Raw genomic sequence first — 23,946 nt, forward strand, 5'->3', positions numbered from 1 at the left:
CTGCACCCCGAGCAGGATGGGTGTGAGTGAGATGGCGTGCGCTGGGTGGGCCCCTCGCGGTCGGTATGCACCCGCAATAGTTCTCGGCCCATGCGCTGGTCGAGGAGGCCGTGCTGCGCTCCCGGAACGCGTCGGGGCCGCGACTTGCGCCGCGGCGGACGGGGGGCGCCTGCTCATCTCGAACGTAGCGGGCGGACGCGAGCGCTGATTGACCATAACTGCATTCGGTGTATGGTGTACCAAACGCCGAAAACAACCGGTAAGGACCCCTTTGTGAGCACCCCTGACCTCAGCGGCTACGACATCGAGCACGCGGCGGACGGCGCCGACGTCGTCATCGCGCTGGCGGACCTCGAGACGGTCGTCAGCTCCGTGTTGAGTGCGGCTGGCTTCCCCGAGCCCCGGGCCCGGCTCGTTGCGGCGTCCTTGGTGGACGCCGAGGCGCGGGGCATCAGCAGCCACGGCGTGAGTCGCGCCCGGATCTATGCACGCCGTGTCAGCGAGAAGCTCGTCGACGCGACCGCCGTGCCCACGGTGACGGGACGCGGTGCCACGCGCCGGGTGGACGCTCACAACGCGCCTGGTCAGGTCGGAGCAGAGGTCGCCGTCGGCGAGGCGATCGCCGGCGCTCGAGAGTCGGGTGTGTGCTTCGTCGGTGTTCTGAACAGCAACCACTGCGGCACGCTCTCGTTCTTCTTGCGCGGGATCGCCGAGGCCGGGCTCATCGGCTTCGCGATGACGAACGGTCCAGCGGTGATGGCCTACCACGGCGGCCGGAGCCGCGCCGTCGGAACCAACCCGTTCGGCTACTCCGTGCCCCGTGCCGACGCGCCTCCGATCGTGCTGGACATGGCGACCAGCAACGCGGCGCGAGGCAAGATCATCTCGATGGCCAGGTCGGGCGTCGGAGAGGTCCCGAATGACTGGGCTGTCGATGTCGACGGTCGCATGACGAACGACCCGGTCGCCGCCCTTGCTGGGGCCGTCCTCCCGTTCTCGGGTCCGAAGGGCTCCGGCATGGCGATGGGCATCGACCTGCTCTGTGGTGCGTTGCTGTCCGGGGTCTCCGGCGACGACATCGGTGACATGTACGAGAACTGGGACCGGCCCCAGCGGGTCGGCCATGTGTTCGGCGCTGTCGACCCCGGTGCCTGGTTGGCCGACGGAGGCTTCGCCGGCAACGTCGACGCGTTCGTCGACCGCGTTCACGCGCTGCCGCCCGCAGTGGGCCAGGATCGAGTCTTCCTGCCCGGAGAGATCGAGGAGGATCGGTTCGCACGCGCCCTGGAGGGCGGGATCCAGCTGACCGCGACGGTCGCCGAAGACCTCCGTCGGCTCACCGTCGAGTACTCCGTGCCCCAGGTGGGCGAGCTCCTGACCGCCGTGGAGCACGGCCGATGAAGGTCCTGGTGACCCGGCCGGTGTTCGACGAGGAGCTCGGCGTGCTGTCCGCCTCCGGGCACGATGTCGTGAGGCTCGACTGTGCCGGCGCGGACGCGGCGGCCCGACTGCGGCGCGAGCTCGCCGACCACCCGGATGCGCGGGCCCTCCTCACCCAGCTCACCGACCGCGTCGACGCCGAGGTCCTCACGGCATTGCCGCGGCTGGCCGTGGTCGCGAACATCGCGGCTGGCTACGACAACATCGATGTCGCGGCCGCTGACGAGGCCGGCGTCGTGGTCACCAACACGCCCGGTGTCCTCGTCGAAGCCACCGCGGACCTGGCGATCGCCCTCATGCTCGCCGTGGCGCGGCGCGTCGTCGAAGGTGACGCGATGATGCGGGAGGGAGCCTTCCGAGGCTGGGAGCTCCTCCAGCATCCGATGGGTGTCGACGTCTCCGGTCGACGGCTGGGGATCGTCGGGATGGGGCAGATCGGCACCGCAGTGGCGAAGCGCGCCCACTACGGCTTCGGCATGGAGGTGGTCTACAGCTCGAGCGGACGCAAGGCGGCGCCTGAGCTGGACGTGCCGGCTCTCCGGGTCGATCTCGACGAGCTGTTCGAGACCAGCGATGTCGTGTCTCTGCACTGCCCCCTCACGCCCGACACCCGCCACCTGGTGGACGAGGCACGTCTACGGAAGATGAAGCCCAGTGCCATCCTGGTGAACACCGCGCGGGGGCCCTTGGTGGACGAGGAGGCGCTCGCTCGGGCGCTCAGCGAGAAGTGGATCTGGGGTGCTGGGCTCGACGTGTTCGAGCACGAGCCAGCGGTCGCGCCCGCGCTCCTGGCGGTCCGGGAGCGTACTGTCCTCACCCCGCACGTCGGGAGCGCCACCGACGCGGTCCGCCGAGCCATGACCGCCCGCGCGGCAGCCAACGTCCGTGCGGTGCTCGACGGCGCGGTAGCCGTCGACCCGGTCGGCACCCACAGCCGTCCGTCCGGAGTTCGCGGGCAGGCCGACGAGGTGGTGTCAAGATGAGGCACCAGCTGGCACATCCGACGCGGAAGGCCCTCGCATGAACTCTCGACTGGCGCCAATCGAACCCATCCAGCTCGGTGACCGCACCACGGAGCTCTTGCGGGCTGCGATCATCGGCGGCGACCTGCCCCCAGGCTCCATCCTGCGCGACCGCGAGCTGGCCGAGGACCTGGGTGTCAGCCGCACGCCCGTCCGCGAGGCACTGCACCGGCTCGAGGGGGTCGGTCTGGTCGTGTCCCGCGGACGGTCCGGATGGGCTGTCAGCGACTTCACCGAGCAGGACGTGCGGGAGCTCTTCCAGCTGCGCCAGCTGATGGAGCCAGCCGGTATCGAGGCGCTCGCTGCGGCGCCGGACGAGGCCGTCGAGCACCTGGCTCACTTCTTCCACGACTATCCGCAAGCCGTGCCGCAGGAGCGCTATGCGGACTACTTCGCCGAGGACAACGCTTTCCACAAGTCCATCGTGGCGTGCAGTCCGAACCGGCGGCTGAACGACATGTACAGCGTCATCGAAAGCCATATCGACCGCGGGCGGCACTTCCTGATCACTGCTGCGGCCGGTCGTGCTGACGAAACGCTGGACGAGCACAGAGCCATCGCGTCCGCGATCGCCAGTCGTGACTTCGAGCGGGCGCGGGTCGAGCTGCTCGCCCACCTGCGTACCGGCGAACAACTCATGATCGAGCAGATCCGCGCGAGACGCGACGCGGAAGCGGACGCGCCCAACGCCGTCCGCCGTGACAACTGACGAGGAGACCCTGCGTGACCATCGAATGCATCGCCCATCCTGAGAAGCCGCTGCCGCCGCCGGACCTGCTGGCGCGTCTCCAGGTCCTCGCCACCTCACTCGTCTCGGACGTCTCCGCCCGGCTGGCCGGGGCGGTGGGCATCGCGCCGGTCGAGGGTCTTGCCGAGGGGCAGATCGTCACCGGGCCGGCCCTCACGGTCCGCACCCGTCCCGGCGACAACCTCGTCGTCCACAAGGCGCTCGACGTCGCCAGGCCCGGCGAGATCCTCGTCGTCGACGCCGGTGGATCCACCGACCGGGCCATCCTCGGAGGCCTGATGGGGCGATACGCGGCGAGTCGGGGGATCGAGGCGATCGTCGTCGACGGCGCGGTCCGCGATCGCTCCGACCTCCGCCGTCACGCCCCACCGGTCTTCGCTGCCGGGGTGAGCCACCTGGGTCCGTACAAGGACGGTCCGGGGGAGCTGCGTGGCACGGTCAGCATCGGTGGCGTCCCTGTCCGCAACGGTGACCTCATCGTGGCGGACGAGGACGGCGTCGCCGTGATCCCGCTGGAGCGCGCGGAGGAGATCATCGCGCTCGCAGAGGCCAAGGCCGATGCGGAAGGTGCCGAGGAGGCCGCGATCGCCGACGGCACCTGGGACCGCAGCTGGATCGACCGTTCGCTCTCGCTGCGTCGCCTCTGACACCGGTTCCTTCCCGGCCGAATCCTCGATCGTCTCAACGAGCCCGCAGCGTCGTCGTACGAGCTGTGCGCCTAGCACCGGGCCGCCGTGCCCGGTCAGCGCCTGCTGCCTGCCCGCGCTCAACCGTCCATGTCGTCATGACCTCACCACTGGAGTCCACCCCGTGACCTTGTCCCAGACCTCTGTCGCCCGGCGTGAGCGGGATCCGCTCCGCGCCACCCGTTTCGAGCTGCCCGCTGTCGTCATCTCCGGCGTCGGCGTCCTCGACCAGCTGCCCGACCTGCTCGCCGCTCGCGGCGTCACCCGCGTCATGGCTGTGACCGACCGCGGCCTCCGCGAGGGCCCGGTGCGTGACGCAGTGGTCGCGCAGCTCGATCGGGCCGGCGTGGACTACACGGTCTTCTCCGAGGTCGAGTCGGACCCGACCATCGAGGTGGTCGAGCAGCTGGCCGACCGCATGCGCGCGGAGGGTCACGACGGCGTGGTCGCGTTCGGTGGCGGCAGTGCCATGGACGCAGCGAAGGCGGCCGCAGCCGCGGTGACCGGGACCGGCTCCGTGCGGGATCTGCTCGGCGTGGACAAGGTCCAGGTCGACCCGCTGCCGCTCATCGCCATCCCGACCACCTCGGGCACCGGCTCGGAGGTCGCGCGCTTCTCGGTGCTCACCGACAGCGCGGACGGGGCCAAGAGCTCGATCAGCTCCATGCGGATCATGCCGCAGGTCGCGCTCCTGGACGCACGACTGGTCACGGGCCTGCCCGCACACCTCACCGCGAGCACCGGGTTCGACGCACTCGGGCACGCGGTCGAGTCGTTCGGCAGCGTCTGGAGCAACCCCATCTCCGAGGCGCTGGCGCTGCGGGCGATGACGCTGATCGGGCGTCACCTGCGTGCAGCCGTCGCGACTCCCGGGGATCTCGTCGCGCGCGCCGGGATGCAGGCCGCGAGCACCTCGGCCCTGATGGCGTCGAACTCGACGCGCCTGGGACTCGCCCACGGCCTCGCTGTCCCGCTCGGAGCCACCCACCACGTGCCGCACGGGGTCGCGGTGAGCATGATGCTGCGTCCCATGGCCGCCTTCAACCAGGCGGCCGACCCGCAGCGCGATGCCGAGATGGCCGCCGCGCTCGATCCGTCCGCCGAGGATCTCGCCGGCGCCATCGGATCGCTCCAGCGGGACACGAACATGGGCGCGCGCCTGCGGGACTTCGACGTCCTGCCGACCGACTACGACCGAGTCATCGAGCTCGCCCAGCGCAGTGACAACCTGCTCGCCAACCCTCGTGAGGCCACGGTCGAGGACCTCAAGGACCTGCTGGAGGACGCCCGATGACACCCACCACGACCGGCCAGGTCTCCGACGATGTGCTCGGAGCGGACCTCGCTCGCGTACACAGCCTCAGGATCGGTGGCGCCGCGGTAGCTGCCGAGCAGAGCTACGACCTCCTCTCGCCGGTCGACGGCTCCCGCATCGCGCAGATCGGGCTCGCCGACGAGGCGCAGGTCGACGCCGCGGTCCGCTCGGCCGCCGACGCGGCCCTCGCCTGGGCCGGGACGGCTCCCGCGACGCGGTCCGGCTTGCTGCGGGCCTGGGCCGCCCTCATCTCGGAGCACAAGCAGGAGCTCGCCGAGCTCGCCTCCCGCGAGATGGGCAAGATCATGTCCGAGTGCCTGGGAGAGATCCAGCGTGCGCTGGCCGAGATCGACTACGCGGCGGGCGAGGCTGCCCGACTCACCGGCTCCACGTATCCGAGTGCGACCCCTGGGGTGCTCGTCTACACCACCAGAGAACCGTTGGGCGTCGTCGGAGCCATCACGCCGTGGAACTTCCCCGTGGTCGCGCCCGTGCGCAAGATCGCTCCCGCACTTGCGTATGGGAACGCCGTGGTGCTGAAGCCCGCGAACCAGACGCCGCTGTGCGCGCTTGCTCTGGCTGACCTGCTGACGCAGGCGGGCGCCCCGGCGGGCTTGCTGAACGTGGTCACCGGCACCGGGCGCACCGGCGCCGCCTTGGTGTCGCATCCGAGCGTTGCCGGCGTGTCCTTCACGGGCTCGACCGCGGTCGGCCGATCGATCGCGGCGACCGCGGGCGAGCGCCTGGTGCCTGTGCAGCTGGAGCTCGGCGGCAAGAATGCTGTGTACGTCGACGCGAGCGCCGACCTCGAGCGAGCGGTCCCGGAGATCGCCTCCGCAGCCCTGCAGGCTTCCGGGCAGCGTTGCACGGCGATCAGTCGCGTGCTCGCGCACCGTGACATCGCCGACGCCCTGGTCTCCGAGCTGGCTGCTGCCTTCGACGCCGCCGCGCTCGGCGCTCCGGACGAGCCCGGCGTCGACATCGGCCCGCTGGTCACGCCACAGCACGCCGCCTCCGTGCGGGAGCACGTGGAACGCGCGGTCCAGGCGGGCGCCGTGCCCGCCACCCGTCGTGAGCCACGCACCGACGCAGGGTTCGTGACTCCCGTGGTGCTGGATCAGGTCACACGCACGATGGACGTCGCGCGCAGCGAGGTGTTCGGCCCGGTCCTCTCGGTGCTCCGCGTCGCTGACCTCGACGAGGCGATCGACGTCGCGAACGAAGCGGAGTACGGCCTGGCCGCGGTCGTGTTCGCGGACAGCCTGGAGAGCTCGCTCGCCTTCGTGCGTGGAGCCCGTGCGGGAATGGTGCACGTCAACCACGGCACGGCGAGCCAGCCCCACGTCCCCTTCGGCGGCGTCGGTGCGAGCGGTCTCGGCGCGTACTCCATCGGCGAGACGGGCGCGGAGTTCTTCACGCAGCTCAAGGTGGCCTATGTCAAGCCATGAGCGGCGGGCAGGCTCCTCCGGCGGCGGTCCCGGTCCGCTCGTGGGGGTCCGGGTGCTGGTCGCCCCTGACAAGTTCAAGGGGACGCTGACCGCTGCCGATGCCGCCGAGGTCATCTCCTCGGTCGCTCGCGAGCTGGGGGCAGAGACCCGGTTGATGCCGGTCGCCGACGGCGGCGACGGCACGCTTGCCGTCCTGGGCGGACCCAACCGACGCTCCCGCGTCACCGGTCCCCACGGGAGACCGGTGGACGCGAGCTGGCGGCTCTCCGATGGCGTTGCCGTGATCGAGGCGGCCGAGGCCTGTGGCCTGGTCCTCGCCGGCGGCGCCGAGCGGAACGACCCGGTTCGTGCCACGAGCGCCGGAGTCGGCGAACTCATCGGACATGCTCTCGACGAGGGTGCCCGCCGGGTGCTCGTCGGCGTCGGCGGCGTCGCCACCACCGACGGAGGCGCAGGCGCGCTGCGTGCCCTGGGGGACCGGCTGCCGCTCGCGCGAGAGACGGTGGAGGTGCTCACCGACGTCGAGACGCCGTTTCGGGATGCGGCCGTGGTCTTCGGACCCCAGAAGGGGGCCGACGCCGCCCAGGTCGCCGAGCTGACGGAGCGCCTGCGCGGTGTCCGCCTCGAGTATCTCGAGCGCTTCGGCGTCGATGTCTGGGACTCGCCCCGAACCGGCGCTGCGGGTGGCCTGTCCGGCGCCCTGTTCGCCGCAGGAGCGACGCTGGTGGACGGCGCCCGTGTGGTTCTCCGCGAGCTGAGGTTCGCCGACCACCTCGCGTGGGCGGACCTGGTGGTCACCGGCGAGGGCCGGTTCGACACGACGACGTTGGCCGGCAAGGCCCCCGGCGTCGTGGTGGCCGAGGCGGTCGCTGGCGGTCGCGGCATCGTGGTCGTCGCCGGCGACGCCGATGTCGCTCCCCCCGGAGTCTGCGTGCGGACCATGATCGGGACCGCGGGATCCGAGCGTGCCTTCGCCGAGCCCGCGGATGCGCTGAGGGAGACCGTCCAGGTGGCCCTGGTCGCCGTTCGGGCCCAGCCGGGGGAGCCAGCCCGCCCAGCGCCGTGATCCGCCGCGATCCGCATGACGACCGTCACAATTTCTCTTGACTGGCATTCCAAAAACTGCGTACGGTATACCAACATCGTCCCGCTGCACCGACTCCGCACAAGGAGAGCAATGAACGCGCCGACCAACGACAACGACACCCTCGACGGCTTCACCGACTGGCTCGGGCTGGACCGCGGCCTGGGCCGCCGCCGCTTCCTGGCCCGGATGGGCAAGTCGATGCTCGCCGTCTCCGCCGTCGGGGTGGTGCCGAGCGTGCTCTCCGCCTGCGCGGCCAGCCCCTCGGCCGACGGCAAGTACCGGGTCGCCTTCATCATCTTCTTGAACAACCCGTACTGGAAGCAGACCAAGGTCCAGGTCGAGAAGCTCCTGCGCCCGCGCCTCGAGCGTCAGGGCGTCTCGGTCGACGTGGTCAACGCCGCCGCGTCCGCCGACGCTGTCGGGCTGAGCAAGGCCATCGACAGCGCGGTGAGCCAGCACTACGACGGCATCATCGTCGCCGGCATCGCCCCCTCGATGAAGCCGTCGATCGACCGCGCGGTCGACAAGGGGATCCCCGTGTTCACCTTCTGCTGCGACGTGGCCGACTCCGACCGCGACGCCTTCTACGGCCCGGACAACCGCACGATCGGCGCGGACGCGGCCAAGCTGATGATCGAGGGCATCCAGAAGGAGAAGGTCCTCGAGAAGCTCGGCCTCACCAGCGGGGTGGTCGGCATCGAGACCGCGCTGGGTGTCGAGTCGCTGCTCGACCGGGCGGAGGGGTTCAAGGAGGAGTTCGAGAAGATCGCTCCGCCGAACATCACCCTGCTCGACTACATCGACGTCCAGGACGACGCCAAGCTCGTCTACTCCAAGTCGCTGAGCACGATGACGGCGCACCCGGACCTGGTCGGGCTGTACCTGTCGACGGGGTCGCAGTACGCCCTGGGCAACGCGATCATCGCGGCGGGGAAGACCGACTCGGTCATCGGCGTCGCGCACGAGGTCTTCGAGGACACCCTGCGGGTGATGCTCAAGGACGGCATCTGGGCCGTCACGAACGACGCCCCCATCGGCCAGGTGATCCCGCCGGGCGACGACATGGCGGCGATGCTGACGAAGAACAAGAAGCCGGCCCAGGAGTTCAACTACAGCGGCGACGCGGTCAAGCACTACCTGGTGTACGCGTCGGAGCGCTCCTGGATCAGCGAGGAGCTGGACCGCTGGGACGAGCTCTTCAACGGGTGTGAGGACGGATGTGACGACCTTGTCGCCGCAGAGCTCAAGTAGTCAGGGCCAGTCGGCCGCCGTGTCGGCGGCCGACACCTTGGCCCCGGTCCTGGAGGTCCGGGGCCTCACGAAGGCCTACGGCCGCGTGCAGGCCGTGCGTGGGATCGACCTGGCGCTGCGCCCGGGAGAGATCTGCGCGCTCCTCGGTGAGAACGGTGCCGGCAAGTCCACCCTGATCGGGATGTTGTCCGGTGTCGTCTCGCCGACCGAGGGAACGATGTCGGTCGAGGGGCAGCCGGTCTCCTTCGGCTCGGCCTCCGCGGCTCAGGCCGCGGGGGTCTCCACGGTGTTCCAGGAGCTGTCCCTGGCGCGCCACCTCACCGTCGCCGACAACCTGTTCATGGGGCGGATGGGTCCGCTCTGGCGGCTCGACGCGCCGCGTCGCCGCCGGGAGCGCGCTCGTGAGGTGCTGGTGGGGCTGGGCTGGGACATCGACCCGGCCGCCCCGGTCGGCAGGCTGAGCGCGGCTGACCAGCAGCTGGTGGAGATCGCGCGCGCCATCGCCAGTGACACCAAGGTGCTGCTCCTCGACGAGCCGACCAGCTCCCTCGCGCCGCAGGAGGTGGAGCGGCTGCACGACCAGATGCGCGCGCTGAGCGCGGCCGGTCTCGCCATCGTCTACGTCTCGCACCGGATGACCGAGGTCTTCGACGTCGCCTCCACCTTCGCGGTGCTCCGCGACGGACGCCTGTCGCTGCGGGCCGACACGGCCGACACGACGCCCTCCGCGGTCATGGACGCCCTCCTCGGCGGTGCTGCCGCGCAGACCGGCTCGGACCGTCAGGTCCTCGGGATCGAGGAGTCCGCGGAGCGGCCCGCGCCGCTGGAGCTGCGCGGCGTCGGCGTGTCGCACGTGTTGCACGACATCGACCTGAAGATCCGCTGGGGGGAGGTCACCGGCCTGACCGGCCTGCGTGGGTCGGGTGCGGTCGAGCTCGCCGAGGCGCTCTTCGACCGACGGGGGGTCAGCGGCCAGATCCTCGTCCGCGGCGTCGACTCCAGCGACGACCCGCGGGAGCTGATGCGCAGGCGCATCGCGTACGTGCCGCCGGAGCGAGGATCAGGACTGTTCCCGAACCTCAGCCTGGCCGAGAACATCGAGCTCACGGCGCGGGTGGGGCGGCGCAAGTCCGAGCTCACGGCGCGCGACGTCATCCGGCGGCTGTCGATCAAGGCCGAGAACGAGTCGGTACCGATCCGGACGCTCAGCGGTGGCAACCAGCAAAAAGCGATGATCGGGCGCTGGCTGCTCCTGCAGCCGGAGATCTTCGTCCTGATCGAACCGACGAGAGGAGTAGACGTGGGGGTGCGTCGGGAGATACACGAGCTGCTCTGGCAGTTCGCCGATGACGGGATGGCTGTCGTGGTCGCCTCGGCCGACCTGGAGGAGATTGCCGACCTGGCCGACCGAACGGTCGTGCTCCACGAAGGACGCATCGTCGCCGATCTCGAACGGGTGGACGTGACAACAGTGAACGACGCGATCGCGAAGGCGGCAGTGGCATGAACCAGGATCTTGCAAGCGCGACGGCCCCGATTCAGGGTGCGCAGAGCCCGGAGGCTCGGCTCGGCATGGCCCACGGGCTGCGCCGCTTCGCCGGCCGCTCCGACGTTCTCGGGTTGTTGGTGGTCTACCTCGCACTCTTCGTGTACCTGTCGATCCGCACGCCGTACTTCCTCACGTCGGACAACATCTCCGACCTGCTCCGCGAGATGGCCGTCCTCGGCATCATCGCGGTCGGCGAGACGCTCGTCATCCTGCGTGCCGAGATCGACCTCTCCGTCGGCTCGGTGCTCGCGCTGTCGGCCGTGATCGCCTCGCAGGACAGTTTCGTCACCTCGACGCCACTGGTCATCGTGATCGCGCTCGCCGTCGGGATTCTCTGCGGTCTGGTGAACGGGATCATCGTGGCCTCCACCGGGATCAGCTCCCTGGTCGTCACCCTCGGGACCATGACCGTCGCCAGCGGACTCGCGCTGGTCGTCACCGGCGGTGCCCCGCGCGTCTTCGAGGTGCCGTTCCTGGAGAAGCTGGGGCAGGGCGAGCTGTGGGGCGTGCCCACCCAGTTCGTGGTGATGGTGCTGGTCGGTCTGGTCGTCGCGTACGTCCTGCGCATGAGCGTGTTCGGCCGCAGCCTCTACGCGACCGGGGACAACGACCGAGCGGCTCGACTCAACGGGATCCGCGTGGGTCGGGTCACCGTGAGCGTCTTCGCGCTGGCCGGTGGGCTCGCGGCGGTCGGCGGACTGCTCTACGGGGGACAGTTCGGCTCCGCGGACCCCACCATCGGGGTGAACCTCAACCTGCTCGGCATCGCCGCGGTCGTCATCGGCGGGACGTCGCTGTTCGGCGGGGTCGGTGGCGTCATCGGCACCCTCCTGGGCACCGCGCTCATCGCCACCCTGCAGAACGGGCTCGTCCAGCTCAACGTCGCCTCGGCGTGGCAGGAGGTCGTCACGGGCGTGGTCATCGTCCTGGCCGTCCTCGCCGACCGGCTCCGGGCCCGCGCTCGGGACCGCTGAGGAACCGGACGTGAAGCTAGCGATCCTCGACCTGGGCCGACTCACCTGCGACCTGTCCTGGCAGCTCGCGATGTGCGAGCCGAGCCGCGTCTCGGACCCCGCTCCCACGCCGACGCGGATCGAGCTGCCCGTCATCGCGACCGTCGTCCATGCGGGCACCCGGGTGATCCTGTTCGACACCGGCTGTCACCCCGACGCCATGTCGGGCCGGTGGCCGGCCGGCTGGAGCGACCGGTTCGCGTTCTCGGCCACGGATGCCCAGTCGCTGCCGGCCCAGCTCGCGCTGGTGGGGCTGCAGCCCAGCGATGTCACCGACGTGGTGCTGTCCCATCTCCACATGGACCACGCGGGCAACGTCGGGCTCTTCCGGCACGCGCGGATCTGGGTGCACCGACGCGAGATGGAGCATGCCCTCGCGGAGGCCCTGACCGACGCGGACTACGTCGGGCCCTACGTCCCCGAGGACTGGCTCTTCGACGACGTGGAGTGGCGCTTCGTGCGCGGGCCGGCCGTCGTCGTGCCGGGTGTCGAGCTGCTGCCGCTGCCAGGACACACTCCGGGCACGGTCGCGATGACGGTCGAGCTCGCCGGCGGCAGCTTCATCTTCCCGTCCGACGCCGTCTACATGGCGGAGTCGATGGGTCCGCCGGCTCACCCGGGCGGCGCGCCGTACGACAGTCTCGGCTTCGTCGACACCGTCGACCGGCTGACGTACCTGCGCGATCGCTCGGCGGCGACGATCGTCTTCCCGCACGACCCCGACCAGTTCGCTACGTTGCAGCTCGCCCCGAGGTGGTACCAATGAGCAGGATTCGCACCCAGGTCTACCTGGACCACGCCGCCACGTCTCCCATGCTGGCCAAGGTGCAGGACGTCATGCGAGCCGTGGAGGGCGAGGCGTTCGGCAACGCGTCGTCGGCCCACTGGGCAGGCGACCGTGCACTCGCCGTTCTCGACTCGGCTCGGCGCGCGGTGCTCGGTCGGTTCGGTGGCGGCGACCGGGTGATCTTCACCTCCGGTGCGACGGAGAGCAACCTCATCGGGCTGCTCGGCACGGCGCTCGGGGAGGGCTTCGATCGGATAGTCGTCTCGGCCATCGAGCACGAGTCGGTCAACGCCGCTGCGCGCCTCGCGGAACGGCTCGGCATCAGTGTCGAGCGCTGTGGGGTGGACGAGCTCGGTCGCCTCGACCTCGAGGAGCTGAACTGGCGTCTGTCCGGTGGTCCTGCCGCCGTTGGCGTGGTGCACGCATCGAACGAGGTCGGCACCGTGCAGCCCGTCGCCCAGATCGCCGAACTGGTGCACGCGCGAGGCTCCCGCCTGCACCTCGACCTGGCGCAGAGCTTCGGGAAGGTCGCGATGACCGAGGCCCGCGCTGCCGACACCTGGGGAATCTCCGGCCACAAGATCGGCGGCCCGAAGGGCATCGGCGCGCTGATCATCGGGTCGGACGTCCGGCTCGAGTCGCCGATCGGCGGAGGCAGCCAGGAGGACGGGCTGCGGCACGGAACCCACAACGTGGCCGGGGCGGCGGGACTCGCCTGCGCGGCTGTCGAGAACGACCCCGTGGTGATCGGGCCGGAGCTCCAGGCGCGGGCGGACCACCTTCGGTCGGCCATCGCCTACGACGTGCCGGACATCCGGTGGACCGGCGACCCCGAGAACCGCGCCCCGCACCTCGTCAGCGCGATCGTGCCGGGGGTGCCCGGGGAGATGCTGGTCGCGAGCCTCGACGTCCTCGGCATCGCCGCGTCCGTGGGATCTGCCTGCGCAGCCCGCAAGGACCCGTCGGGGAAGGCGGGGGCACTGCGTGCCATGGGTGCCTCGAAGGCAGACGCGGTGTGCTCGGTCCGGTTCAGCGTGGGGCTCGACACGGCCTCCAGCGAGATCAGCTCTGCCGCGCCCCTGATCACCGAGACGATCCATCGTCTCCGCGAGGTCGTCTCCGCTCAGGTGTAGTCCTGGGGTGGGCGCCCGCGCGGGTTGACCCGGACCGCGCCGACACGGGGTGGGGTGATCTCGTCTCGCGACAGCCTCGAGGGAGCCGCGCGGGCGAACCTCTCAGGAGAACAGCCCGGTGATGGACCTGATGTGCTGCTCCATGGCCGCCTTGGCGACGACGTCGTTGCGATCCACGATCGCGGTCCGGATGACGTCATGATCATGATTTCGACCCGAGACCGCGGTGGCGATCATGTCGGCGCCCGCGTAGCCGTACATCAAGAAGTCGGAGAGGTACCACATCCGGCGACTGAGGTCGGCGACCAGTGGTGAGCGGGACATCGCGTGGATGACGCCGTGGAAGCGCGCGTTCTGGAGGAAGTACTCGCGTCCACGGTCATCCGTGTCGGCGGTGTGTTCCACCTCGTGGAGAAGTGCCAGCGCCTCGTCCAGCTGGTGCACGTGCTCCGCATCGTGTCGTAAGGCAGCAGCCGCCGCGATCTCTCCCTCGAAGGAGGCGAACACGGTGAAGAAGTCGCGTGCCTCCTGGAGCGCATAGGTGCGGACGCGACAACCGCTGCGTGGCTCGATCTCGACCAGACCGATGGTCGCGAGTCGGTGCAGCGCCTCCATGATCGGCTGCTTGCTGACGCCGAACTCGACCTTCAGCGCCTCGATCGGCACCCGAGATCCCGGCGGGTAGGCACCTTCGATGATGTGGGCTCGAAGCCTGTCGAACAGGAACTGACCGAGGGGCGCTTCGGATCGCGCTTCCTCGATCATGGTCCCTGCTTTCTCCTGGTCGTCCTCCGACGTGGCCGCTCGTGAGGTGCGAGGTCAGCCTATCGGTCTGAGTGGGGGCGGCGCCGCAGCGACATCAGCCATCTAGCATGCCAACAAGTCTCGCTTCCGCCGTAGTGCTACGTCAATTGCGCTGAACTCCTGGCTTCAGTTGTGGTGGTCGTCACGATCCCCTACAATCTGGCATGTCAATTGGCGAGCCAGGCTGGCTCGCAGTCCCTGAGGAGTTCCCTGTGACAACGATGAGAGCGGCCCGTCTGCACGAGGTCGGCGGCGCGTTCCAGGTCGACGAGGTCCCGATGCCCGTGCCCGGCGAACTGGACGTCGTCGTCCGGGTCGAAGCGGCGCACATCGTGCCCAACCTGCGCAACGTCATCAACACCTACCCGAGCCAGAAGCCTTTCCTCCCGCTGCCCGAGCTGCCGGCGATCTTCGGCATGGACAGTGCCGGCGTGATCACCGAGGTCGGTGCTCGGGTGCGCAACCTGAAGCCGGGCGATCGGGTCTACATCAACCCCGGACTCGACACGGGTGACTCGTGGGCCGCTCGCAACGGAGAACCGATGAACGACCCCGCCTACACGTTCGAGGGCTACTTCGGCTTCGGACCTGACTCGGCGGTCATTCACCGGGACTACCCGTACGGCGGGCTGGGTCAGTACGTGAAGGCTCCCGTCAAGAACATCGTCTGCATCCCGGACAACGTCTCGCTCGACCACGCCGCCCGGTTCGGCTACCTGGGCACGTCCTACAGCGGTCTCCGCAAGGGGGACGTCCGGGCGGGCACCAGCCTCCTGATCCACGGTGCCACCGGCACGCTCGGGGTCAACGCGGTCCTTCTCGCTCTCGCGATGGGCGCCACCCAGATCTTCGGCGTGGCCCGCGACGCCGCACGCCTCGAGCGCTTGCGCCAGATCGACCCCGATCGGATCCAGGTGCTCTCGTACGGCGATCGCGACGTGTCGGAGTGGGTTCGCGAGCACACCCAGGGGCGTGGCGTCGACGTGTTCCTCGACGCCACGAACTCCAGCGCTACGGCCGACGTCACGATGGCGGGCATCTGGGCGCTGCGCCGGGGTGGCCGCATGGTCAGTATCGGTGCCATGCCGGAGGACCTTCCCGTCCCGATGTACCGGCTGATGACGCTCCACATCAGCTTGCTCGGGTCGCTGTGGTTCACCACGGCGGAGGGCGAGGACATGGCGCGCATGGCCGGCGCCGGGACGCTCGACCTCAGCCATCTCACCGCCCGGCACTTCACGCTGGACGAAGTCAATGCTGCCGTCGAGGCGGCTTCCACCGACAGCGGCGGGGGCTTCACCAGCGTCGTCGTCCGTCCCCAGGAATAGCAGGGAGAACACTCATGTCAGATCTTCTCGGTCGATCGACCGCGTTGCTGGTCGTCCATCTGCAGGAGGACATCGTCAGCGAAGGCACCGCCTTCGGGTCCGTCTTCGCTGCGGAGGCCGCCGCCAGGGACGTCGTCGAGCACACCAACGTCGCGATGCGGGCAGTCCGCGATCACGGCGGCCTGGTCGTCGCGCTGCGCATCGCGTTCGCGCCTGACCACTCGGACCTGCGACCGACCCTGCCACTCCTGCAGATGGTCGAGCAGGCGGGATGCCTGAAGGAAGGGACCACCGGGGCCCAGCTCGTGCCGGAGCTCGCCGTCGAGGACGACGACGTCGTCATCACGCACAAGCGCCCCGGTCCTTTCACCGGCTCCGACCTCGAGGAGGTTCTCCGTGATCGTGGGATCGAGAACGTCGTCGTTTGCGGAGTTGCGACGAATGCCTCGGTCGAGGGTGCGGTACGGCAGGCAGCCGACCTGGGCTTTCACGTGGTCGTCCTCGCGGACGCCACCTCAGCCGGTGACGGCGCGAGCCGCGAGGCCTCGCTCGGCTCGATGGGACTCTTCGCCACGTCGATGACTGTCGAGGAGCTCGCCGCCAGCATCTCGCGATGACCGGACCCCAGATGTCCGCCGCCTCGGTGAGGCGGCGGACATCTGGGAACGCCAGCGCGCACTGACGTGCAGACCGCCACACCCACCCGCACAGAAAGCTGAGGTCGCATTGACTGCCGCGACTGGGATCCGCGAGTCGGCGTCCCGAGACATCGAGCTCCCGTCGGGAGTGCACCTGCGCTACTACGAGGCGGGACAACCCGGTGCGACGCCAGTCGTCCTCCTGCACGGCTCTGGTCCTGGAGCGACGGGTTGGTCCAACTTCTCCGGCAACATCGGTGTCATCGCCGACGCCGGCTACCACGTCCTCGCCCCGGACATGCCGGGCTGGGGCGACTCCGACGCCCAGGCGACCGTGGACATGGATCATGTCGCGACCCTGGTCGAGTTCCTGGACGCCCTCGATCTGGCGAGCGTTGCTCTGGTGGGCAACTCGATGGGCGCCCATACGGCGATCAGGTTCGCGACTCTCCATCCGGACCGCATCACCCACCTGGTGACCATGGGTGCTTCGCTCGGCCGGGGCACCACCCTCTTCGGGCCTGGTGACGGGCCCAGCGAAGGGCTCAAGGCGATCGTCCGGGCATATCGCGACCCGAGCCCTGAGAACATGCGGGCGCTGGTCGAGATCATGACCTTCGACAAGCAGCGGTTCGCGACCCCCGAACTCACCAAGGCCCGCTCCGAAGCGGCCCTGGCGCGGCCCGACCATCTCCGCAACTACGTCGCCGGCCTGGCCCACGGTGCACCGATCCCGATCCGGGTGGACAGGGAGAAGATCGCCGACATCACCGTGCCGACGCTGCTCATCCACGGCAAGGACGACCGGGTCCTGCACTACGAGATCACGTTGTGGTTGCTGGCGAACATCCCCAACTCCCGGGCTGTGCTGCTCAACCGCTGCGGCCACTGGGCGATGATCGAGCACGCGGCTGAGTTCAACCGTCTGGTCATCGACTTCCTCGCCCACGCCTGAGCTCGCGAACCGCGGCGGGGCCTCCCACGGTTCGACGCCCGCCATCACGCCCGCAAGGAGTAACCCATGAGCCTGGCCCTTGTCTGCATGTCCCACAGTCCGCTGCTGGAGTACGCCGATCCGCCCGCAGAGGTCGCGGGTGCGGTCGACGAGGCGTTCACGAGGGCGCGGGCGTTCGTCGCGGACTACGAGCCGACGTTGGTCGTGGCGTTTGCTCCCGACCACTACAACGGCTTCTTCCACGACCTGATGCCGCCCTTCTGCATCGGGTACGAGGCCCTCGCAGTGGGGGACTACGGGACCACTGCTGGCCCCCTGGATGTGCCGACGGCGGTGGTGGAGGAGTTGTCGCAATGGGTGGCCGACCGTGATCTCGACGTCAGCATCTCTCGCCGGATGGAGGTCGACCACGGGGCCGTGCAGCCCTTGGAGATCCTGCTGGGCGGCATCGACCTCGTCCCCACCATCCCGGTGTTCGTGAACGGCGTCGCCCCCCCGTTCGTCAAGATGGCACGAGTGCGACAGCTCGGTCGGGCCGTGGGGGAGTTCGTGGCGCACATGCCGGGCGAACGGGTCCTCGTGATCGGTTCCGGTGGGCTGTCACACGACCCGCCGGTGCCGCAGTGGGCCACGGCGGACCAGCAGCAGCGCGCGCTCCTGCTCGACGGCCGACACCCCACCGAGGCGGCCCGTCACGCTCGTCAGCAGCGGGTGATCGACACCGCTCAGCAGTTCGCGGCCGGCACCGCATCGATCAAGGACCTCAACCCCGAGTGGGATCGAGCGTTCATGGCACATCTGGCAGCGGGTGACTTCGGTGCCATCGACGCCATGACGCCTGCTGTCATGGCAGAGGAGGCCGGCAACTCGGCCCACGAAGTCCGCACCTGGGTGGCCGCGTTTGCCGCGCTGTCGGCCGCCGGCCCCTACACCGTCACGTCCTCCTTCTACCGCCCGATCCGCGAGTACATCGCCGGGTTCGGCGTCGTGACGGCGCTGAGCGCCTGACCCGGGTCCTGCCGCGATCGGAGACCGTTGACCGGCCGGGTCGGCGAGGGACGTCAGCGTGTGCTCGAGACCTGCGTCCCACCGCGCCGCGCCACCAGGCTGCTCACGCCTTGGGCGGCCGCACGCACGGCCGTCGCGTGCAGGTCAGGTCTGAATCTCGTCACCGGCCCGGTCACGCTGATCGCGGCGACCGCTGTCCTGCCGTCGACGTCCAACACCGGCGACGCGACGCACAGCAGGCCGGGAGTCGACTCCTCCCGTTCGAAGGCCGTCCCGGTTTCGAGGACTGCGTCCAGCTGGCGACGGAGGAGACCCGGCGCGATGATCGTGTACGGCGTACGACGCTCGAGAGTGCCGGTCAAGATCGAGTGTTGGAGCTCGGGGTCGGCATGGGCGAGAAGCGCCTTGCCGATGGCGGTGCAGTGGAGGGGCATGCGTCCACCTGCGCGCGATGGGCTGGCGGCCTGCCGGTGTCCGCCGATCTTCGCGATGTAGACCACCGCCTGACCGTCGGACGTGCCGAGGTGGACGGTCTCGTGCGTGCGCTCGTAGAGGTCCTGGAGGAAGGGCATCGCCACCTCCAGGAGGGTCCGCTCGGCCGAAGCGCGGAGACCCAGCTCGAACATTCCGCCGCTCAGCCGGTAGCCGCCGCGCAACTTGTCGAGCAGCTGGTACCCCACCAGGTCTGCCGCGATGCGGTGCACGGACGCCTTCGGCAGGCCGGTACGGCGGACCAGCTCGGCCAGCGACAGGACCTGGTCCTCGGGCGTGAACGACCGCAGGATCGTCACGGCCTTGCCGAGGACGGTGTCGAGGTCGGCGGCCACCCGATCAGGATACGCGTCCGCGTTCCAGTGAGTGGAACGCCCCGGTGGCCATCCGTCGACCCGGCCGGAAGGCTGGTGCCATGACCGAGACCCCCACGACCGTCGCATCGGCGGCCGTCACCGATGCCGCGGCGCGCCTGCGCCAGGCGGCCGAGCACGGCACGCCGGTGGCCCCCGTGCGCGACCTCATCGGGCGCGACGACGTCGCCGCGGCGTACGCCGTCCAGCGCCTGAACGTCGACGCCCGCATCGCGGCCGGCGCGACCATCGTCGGTCGCAAGATCGGCCTCACCTCTGCTGCGGTGCAGCAACAGATCGGCGTCGACCAGCCAGACTTCGGGGTCCTGCTCGACGACATGGCGTTCGCCGATGGTGATGCCGTCCCCTTCGCTGCGGTGCTCCAGCCGCGAGCCGAGGCCGAGGTGGCGTTCGTGCTCGCCGAGGACCTGGCCGATGGCGCCCTCGACGTCGAGCAGGTGCGCGCCGCGATCGACTACGCCGTCGCCGCGATCGAGGTGTGCGGTAGCCGAGTCGCCGACTGGGACATCAGCTTCGGCGACACGGTCGCTGACAACGCCTCATCGGGCGTCTACGTTCTCGGCGCGGAGCGCCGGACCCTCGCCGAGGTGAACCCTGCGGACGTGACGATGTCGATGTGGATCGACGGCCAGGAGGTCTCCACCGGCAACGGTGCCGCCTGCCTCGGCGACCCTCTCAACGCGGTCGTCTGGCTTGCGAGGAAGGCACGCGAGCTCGGCGAGCCGCTCCGTGCCGGCCAGGTGATCCTGTCCGGCGCACTCGGTCCGATGCGCCCGGTCTCCCCGGGCGCGGAGGTCACCGTCGCCATCTCCGGACTGGGCACGGTGGCGGCCACGTTCCCGGCAGAGGAGGACGCGTGACCACGAAGTCGAAGGTCGCCATCATCGGGTCGGGCAACATCGGCACCGACCTGATGATCAAGGTGATGCGCACCTCCCAGCATCTCGAGATGGCGGCGATGGTCGGGATCGATCCCGACTCGGACGGGCTCGCGCGAGCAGCGCGGTTCGGGTTCGCGACCACCCACGAGGGCATCGAGGGGCTGGTGGCGCTCCCCGGGTTCGACGAGATCGAGATCGTCTTCGACGCCACCTCGGCCAAGGCCCACGAGCAGCACGCGGCCAGGCTGGCGCCGTTCGGCAAGCGGCTCATCGACCTGACACCGGCCGCGATCGGCCCCTACGTCGTGCCGGCGGTGAACCTCGAGGAGCACCTCGACACGATGAACGTGAACATGGTGACCTGTGGTGGCCAGGCCACCATCCCGATCGTCGCCGCGATCAGCCGCGTGGTCCCCGTGCCCTACGCCGAGATCGTCGCCTCGATCGCCTCCAAGAGCGCCGGTCCCGGCACCCGCGCCAACATCGACGAGTTCACGGAGACCACGTCGGCGGCGATCGCGCAGGTCGGCGGCGCGCAGCGGGGCAAGGCGATCATCATCCTCAACCCGGCCGAGCCGCCGCTGATCATGCGCGACACCGTCTTCGCGCTCGTGGCTGCGCCCGACCCGGCGACGCACGAGGAGATCCGCCAGTCGATCGAGAAGATGGTGGACGACGTCGCGGCCTACGTGCCCGGCTACCGCCTCAAGCAGCAGGTCCAGTTCGCCGAGGTCCCGGCTGACCAACCCGTCCAGACCCTGCTCGAGGAGGGCGCGGCCCGCCCGACGCACCAGGTGTCGGTGTTTCTCGAGGTCGAGGGCGCGGCGCACTACCTGCCGGCGTACGCCGGCAACCTCGACATCATGACCTCGGCCGCCCTGCAGATGGCCGAGCGCATCGCTGCTGACCTGAGGAGCGTTCAGTGAGCACCCCGATCTTCGTCCAGGACGTCACCCTGCGCGACGGCATGCACGCCGTCCGGCACCGGATCGCCCCCGACGACGTCAAGCGGATCGTCCGTGCGCTCGACGACGCCGGCGTCGACGCCATCGAGGTCGCCCACGGCGACGGGCTCGCCGGCGGCTCGGTCAACTACGGTCCCGGTTCACACAGTGACTGGGAGTGGATCGAGGCGGCCGCCTCGGTCGTGAAGCGGGCGCGCCTGACCACGCTGCTGCTTCCCGGCGTCGGCACCGTCCACGACCTGCAGCGCGCGTGGGACCTCGGCGTCCGCTCGGTCCGCATCGCCACCCACTGCACCGAGGCCGACGTCTCCGCGCAGCACATCGCGACGGCGCGGGAGATCGGCATGGACGTCTCGGGCTTCCTCATGCTCTCCCACATGGCACCGCCCCAGGAGCTGGCCGATCAGGCCAAGCTGATGGAGTCCTACGGCGCCCAGTGCGTCTACGTCACCGACTCCGGTGGCCGGCTCACGATGAACGACGTCGCCGCGCGGGTCCGCGCCTACCGCGACGTGCTCGACCCGGGCACCGAGATCGGCATTCACGCCCACGAGAACCTCTCGCTCTCGGTCGCCAACTCGGTCGTCGCCGTCGAGCACGGCGTCTTCCGCGTCGACGCCTCGCTCGCCGGTCACGGTGCCGGTGCGGGCAACTGCCCGATCGAGGCCTTCATCGCCGTCGCAGACCTGTCCGGCTTCGAGCACGGCTGCGACCTGTTCAAGCTGCAGGACGCCGCCGACGACATCGTCCGACCGCTGCAGGACCGTCCGGTCCGGGTCGACCGCGAGACGCTCACCCTGGGCTACGCAGGCGTGTACTCGTCCTTCCTACGCCACGCCGAGAACGCCGCGGCCCGCTACGACGTCGACGTCCGCGACATCTTGATGGAGTGTGGTCGCCGGCGCCTGGTCGGCGGCCAGGAGGACATGATCATCGACATCGCGCTCACCCTCGCGACCCAGCAGCCCGACCCGGAATCTCACCGGGCCGACGAGCGCGACGCCGTGGGAGCGCCATAAGCGAGGACTGTGGGGGACTGCCCGCACGGAGTCGGCCGACCAAGCAACGTACGCCTCGCGGGCGTAGTTGGTGTCGATCGTCGAGTGAGGGCCCGCCCGGTCAAGGAGCTTCGGTTCGGTGCGCCGCGCGCGCCTCGGCGAGCAGCCATTCGCGCATGGTCAGCTGCGGTGAGGGTGGCGGCACCAGGGCCTCGACCCAGCCGTCGACCACGCGCGTCGGGTAGACGGTCGCCCCGCGTTCGGGCAGGTCGGTGCGGGCGCCCGTCCGCAGGTCGAAGCGCCAGAAGTGTCCCGGACAGACGAGGGTGCCGTCCCTGACGACCCCACCGGACAGGGGGATGTCTCGGTGGGGGCAGCGGTCGAGCAGCGCGACGGGCTGCCCGTCGTCGGTGGTCAGCACGCAGACCCGGTCCCGGTCCTGCCCGGAGCTGCCGATGACCTTGCCGAGCGGCTGGCCGGGCACGGCTTCTTCCACGCGACAGACGCGCTCCCAGGTGCCGCTCACTCGCACCATCCCAGGCCCGCGGAGATGTGCCGTGCCGTCTCGAGGACGGGCCGGGAGAGGTGCGGCAGTCCGGCGTCCACGTCCTCGACGTACTCCGCCACCGAGACCGACGCGACCACGCGCCCGAGGGGATCTCGGATGGGCGCGGCGATCGAGCAGATGCCAGGCGTCGACTCGCCCCGGTTCTCGCCGTACCCCTGCCGCCGGACCTGCGCCAGCTCGGCGAGGAGGACGGGGGCGGAGGTGATCGTGCGGGAGGTCTTGGGCGTCAGTCTCATGCTCTCGACCATCCGTCGCTGCTGGTCCGGCGGGAGATGGGCCAGGAGCACCTTGCCGCTGGATGTCGCGTGGGCCGCGTTGCGACTGCCTACCGCCCGGAAGACCGGGATGGCACCCGGCCCCTCGCGCCGCTCGATGTACAACACGTCGACACCGTCGAGGATCGCGACGTGGAGTGTGCCGGCGGTCTGCCTGCGCAGGTGATCGAGCGGGATCGTCGCAGCCTCGTGCAGCCGCTGGGCAGTCTCCGCACTCGCACCCAGGGAACGCATGGTCGCCGTCAGTCGGAACAGACCGGTCTCCTCGACCTTCTCGAGCAGACCCTCCTCCACCAGGGTCCAGATGACGCGGTGGGCGGTGCTCTTGCCCACGCCGACGCGGTGGGCCAGCTGGGTCACCCCGAGCTGCGTGCTGTGCTTGCCGAACTCCCGGAGCATGCGCGCGGCGGTGGCGACGCTCGAGAGTCGCTCCGCGCCAGGGGGGATCGGCGTGATCGACATCGTCATCGCTTGACGTCGTCGAGGACGGCGGCGAGGCAGGAGGCGGCTGGTGTCCCGGGCTCCGGGGCGACCCTGCCGGAGGTGAGCTCGGCGGCGAGCAGGGCGGCGGCGCGGTCGAGACCGAGCCGGGTGCAGTCACCGAGCTCGTCGACGGTGCGCTCCTGGCGCGGTAGCGCGACTCGAAGCCGCTCGAGGTCGCGGAGGGCCTTGGCGTGCTGGTTGGCCAGGGCGACCCCGGTGTGCTGGGCGTGATGCCCGGTGAGCCCACCGCCCACGGCGACGGTGAGGTGGTAGACGGTGTCGGCGATGCCGAGGACGCGTCGGACATCGGCGGGGGTGTCCTCGAGAAGCAGGCCGAGGGGTGGCAGCACGGACGGATCGAAGAACCGCACGGTCCACCTGGTCCCGCGATGCTCGTCGCGGAGCTCCACCTCCGGACCCTGCGGCGCGGGCAGCGGGTCGGTGGTGGCGATCAGGTGCAGCCGCTGGGCGGCCGCCACGACCACGGTGACCTCGCCGGCGGCGACCAGGGGGAGCGTGGCTCGCGTGCCCGGCGCCAGGTGGGCGCTGTGGTCGAGGTAGGTGGTGTGCACCGTGGCGACGTAGGCGCGCACGAGGTCCCGCATGGCCTCCGGTCGGGGGTGGTGCGCAGCCTCGCTCACCCTCTCAGCATGGCCGGTGATCGGCCGTTCGCACATTTGCGTTCCGTATGGCGGAAC

At 70.0% G+C, this 23,946-nt stretch carries 24 protein-coding genes; 19 read left to right on the forward strand and 5 right to left on the reverse strand.

The genetic code is table 11. The features are described from left to right. Positions 1-273 precede the first annotated feature (273 nt). The 12 genes from PD653B2_RS20320 (at position 274) to PD653B2_RS20375 (ending at position 13,479) form a co-directional block, all read left to right on the forward strand. On the forward strand, positions 274-1,401 hold the full coding sequence (locus PD653B2_RS20320; RefSeq protein ID WP_165763562.1) for an Ldh family oxidoreductase: 1,128 nt from the start codon (positions 274-276) through the stop codon (positions 1,399-1,401). Continuing rightward, positions 1,398-2,423, forward strand: a complete 1,026-nt coding sequence (locus PD653B2_RS20325) for a 2-hydroxyacid dehydrogenase (RefSeq protein ID WP_085874240.1) — start codon at positions 1,398-1,400, stop codon at positions 2,421-2,423. The genes PD653B2_RS20320 and PD653B2_RS20325 overlap by 4 nt, the downstream gene beginning before the upstream one ends. Before the next feature lie 37 nt (positions 2,424-2,460). After that, positions 2,461-3,171 (forward strand): GntR family transcriptional regulator, encoded by a 711-nt coding sequence (locus tag PD653B2_RS20330; protein WP_085874241.1) that lies wholly within the window; start codon positions 2,461-2,463, stop codon positions 3,169-3,171. 14 nt (positions 3,172-3,185) lie between these two features. Then, complete coding sequence (locus tag PD653B2_RS20335; RefSeq protein ID WP_207559275.1) at positions 3,186-3,857, forward strand: methyltransferase; 672 nt, start codon at positions 3,186-3,188, stop codon at positions 3,855-3,857. Between the two features lie 163 nt (positions 3,858-4,020). Continuing rightward, complete coding sequence (locus PD653B2_RS20340; protein ID WP_165763563.1) at positions 4,021-5,190, forward strand: iron-containing alcohol dehydrogenase family protein; 1,170 nt, start codon at positions 4,021-4,023, stop codon at positions 5,188-5,190. Further along, complete coding sequence (locus tag PD653B2_RS20345) at positions 5,187-6,659, forward strand: aldehyde dehydrogenase family protein (protein WP_085874243.1); 1,473 nt, start codon at positions 5,187-5,189, stop codon at positions 6,657-6,659. The genes PD653B2_RS20340 and PD653B2_RS20345 overlap by 4 nt, the downstream gene beginning before the upstream one ends. Further along, positions 6,646-7,725, forward strand: a complete 1,080-nt coding sequence (locus PD653B2_RS20350; protein WP_085874244.1) for a glycerate kinase — start codon at positions 6,646-6,648, stop codon at positions 7,723-7,725. Before PD653B2_RS20345 ends, PD653B2_RS20350 begins: the two co-directional genes overlap by 14 nt. A 111-nt stretch (positions 7,726-7,836) precedes the next feature. After that, positions 7,837-8,997 carry a sugar ABC transporter substrate-binding protein gene (locus PD653B2_RS20355; RefSeq protein ID WP_165763564.1) on the forward strand — a complete coding sequence of 387 codons (1,161 nt, stop codon included), beginning with the start codon at positions 7,837-7,839 and terminating at the stop codon, positions 8,995-8,997. Next, on the forward strand, positions 8,966-10,504 hold the full coding sequence (locus PD653B2_RS20360; protein WP_165763565.1) for a sugar ABC transporter ATP-binding protein: 1,539 nt from the start codon (positions 8,966-8,968) through the stop codon (positions 10,502-10,504). Before PD653B2_RS20355 ends, PD653B2_RS20360 begins: the two co-directional genes overlap by 32 nt. Then, complete coding sequence (locus PD653B2_RS20365; RefSeq protein ID WP_085874247.1) at positions 10,501-11,520, forward strand: ABC transporter permease; 1,020 nt, start codon at positions 10,501-10,503, stop codon at positions 11,518-11,520. The genes PD653B2_RS20360 and PD653B2_RS20365 overlap by 4 nt, the downstream gene beginning before the upstream one ends. 10 nt (positions 11,521-11,530) lie before the next feature. Beyond that, complete coding sequence (locus tag PD653B2_RS20370; protein WP_085874248.1) at positions 11,531-12,325, forward strand: N-acyl homoserine lactonase family protein; 795 nt, start codon at positions 11,531-11,533, stop codon at positions 12,323-12,325. After that, a complete protein-coding gene (locus tag PD653B2_RS20375; RefSeq protein WP_085874249.1) occupies positions 12,322-13,479 on the forward strand; it encodes a cysteine desulfurase family protein in 1,158 nt (385 codons plus the stop codon). The genes PD653B2_RS20370 and PD653B2_RS20375 overlap by 4 nt, the downstream gene beginning before the upstream one ends. A 102-nt stretch (positions 13,480-13,581) precedes the next feature. Here PD653B2_RS20375 and PD653B2_RS20380 read toward each other — a convergent pair whose 3' ends face one another. Beyond that, complete coding sequence (locus PD653B2_RS20380) at positions 13,582-14,244, reverse strand: GntR family transcriptional regulator (RefSeq protein ID WP_085874250.1); 663 nt, start codon at positions 14,242-14,244, stop codon at positions 13,582-13,584. A 260-nt stretch (positions 14,245-14,504) separates the two neighbouring features. Between PD653B2_RS20380 and PD653B2_RS20385 the strand changes: the two genes are divergently transcribed. The 4 genes from PD653B2_RS20385 to PD653B2_RS20400 all read left to right on the forward strand — a co-directional run bounded on the left by PD653B2_RS20385 (position 14,505) and on the right by PD653B2_RS20400 (position 18,212). Next, entirely contained in the window at positions 14,505-15,611 is a 1,107-nt protein-coding gene (locus tag PD653B2_RS20385; RefSeq protein WP_085874251.1) for an alcohol dehydrogenase catalytic domain-containing protein, read from the forward strand. A gap of 14 nt (positions 15,612-15,625) precedes the next feature. Then, a complete protein-coding gene (locus PD653B2_RS20390) occupies positions 15,626-16,228 on the forward strand; it encodes a cysteine hydrolase family protein (protein ID WP_085874252.1) in 603 nt (200 codons plus the stop codon). A gap of 109 nt (positions 16,229-16,337) precedes the next feature. Next, positions 16,338-17,204 carry an alpha/beta fold hydrolase gene (locus PD653B2_RS20395; RefSeq protein WP_242665367.1) on the forward strand — a complete coding sequence of 289 codons (867 nt, stop codon included), beginning with the start codon at positions 16,338-16,340 and terminating at the stop codon, positions 17,202-17,204. A gap of 66 nt (positions 17,205-17,270) precedes the next feature. Further along, a complete protein-coding gene (locus PD653B2_RS20400) occupies positions 17,271-18,212 on the forward strand; it encodes a 3-carboxyethylcatechol 2,3-dioxygenase (protein ID WP_085874253.1) in 942 nt (313 codons plus the stop codon). Positions 18,213-18,265: 53 nt separating this feature from the next. On the opposite strand, the gene PD653B2_RS20405 is transcribed toward PD653B2_RS20400, so the two are convergent. Further along, a complete protein-coding gene (locus tag PD653B2_RS20405; RefSeq protein WP_242665368.1) occupies positions 18,266-19,039 on the reverse strand; it encodes an IclR family transcriptional regulator in 774 nt (257 codons plus the stop codon). Between the two features lie 80 nt (positions 19,040-19,119). On the opposite strand from PD653B2_RS20405, the gene PD653B2_RS20410 reads away from it, so the two are divergent. The 3 genes from PD653B2_RS20410 to dmpG are packed head-to-tail and all read left to right on the forward strand — an operon-like array spanning position 19,120 to position 21,943. Continuing rightward, a complete protein-coding gene (locus tag PD653B2_RS20410) occupies positions 19,120-19,938 on the forward strand; it encodes a 2-keto-4-pentenoate hydratase (RefSeq protein ID WP_085874254.1) in 819 nt (272 codons plus the stop codon). Then, a complete protein-coding gene (locus PD653B2_RS20415; RefSeq protein ID WP_085874255.1) occupies positions 19,935-20,885 on the forward strand; it encodes an acetaldehyde dehydrogenase (acetylating) in 951 nt (316 codons plus the stop codon). Before PD653B2_RS20410 ends, PD653B2_RS20415 begins: the two co-directional genes overlap by 4 nt. Beyond that, complete coding sequence (dmpG, locus tag PD653B2_RS20420) at positions 20,882-21,943, forward strand: 4-hydroxy-2-oxovalerate aldolase (RefSeq protein WP_085874256.1); 1,062 nt, start codon at positions 20,882-20,884, stop codon at positions 21,941-21,943. The genes PD653B2_RS20415 and dmpG overlap by 4 nt, the downstream gene beginning before the upstream one ends. Before the next feature lie 100 nt (positions 21,944-22,043). Here the strand turns inward: dmpG and PD653B2_RS20425 are convergent, their stop codons facing one another. From PD653B2_RS20425 to PD653B2_RS20435, 3 genes are read right to left on the reverse strand one after another with little or no spacing between them, the layout of a single operon-like run. Further along, positions 22,044-22,448 carry a Rieske (2Fe-2S) protein gene (locus tag PD653B2_RS20425; protein ID WP_207559273.1) on the reverse strand — a complete coding sequence of 135 codons (405 nt, stop codon included), beginning with the start codon at positions 22,446-22,448 and terminating at the stop codon, positions 22,044-22,046. Continuing rightward, complete coding sequence (locus PD653B2_RS20430) at positions 22,445-23,233, reverse strand: IclR family transcriptional regulator (RefSeq protein ID WP_085874258.1); 789 nt, start codon at positions 23,231-23,233, stop codon at positions 22,445-22,447. The genes PD653B2_RS20425 and PD653B2_RS20430 overlap by 4 nt, the downstream gene beginning before the upstream one ends. Beyond that, complete coding sequence (locus PD653B2_RS20435; protein WP_133058898.1) at positions 23,230-23,889, reverse strand: hypothetical protein; 660 nt, start codon at positions 23,887-23,889, stop codon at positions 23,230-23,232. Before PD653B2_RS20435 ends, PD653B2_RS20430 begins: the two co-directional genes overlap by 4 nt. Positions 23,890-23,946 lie beyond the last annotated feature (57 nt).

Origin of the sequence: Nocardioides sp. PD653-B2 (genome assembly GCF_002117935.1) — a bacterium.
Classification (GTDB): domain Bacteria; phylum Actinomycetota; class Actinomycetes; order Propionibacteriales; family Nocardioidaceae; genus Nocardioides.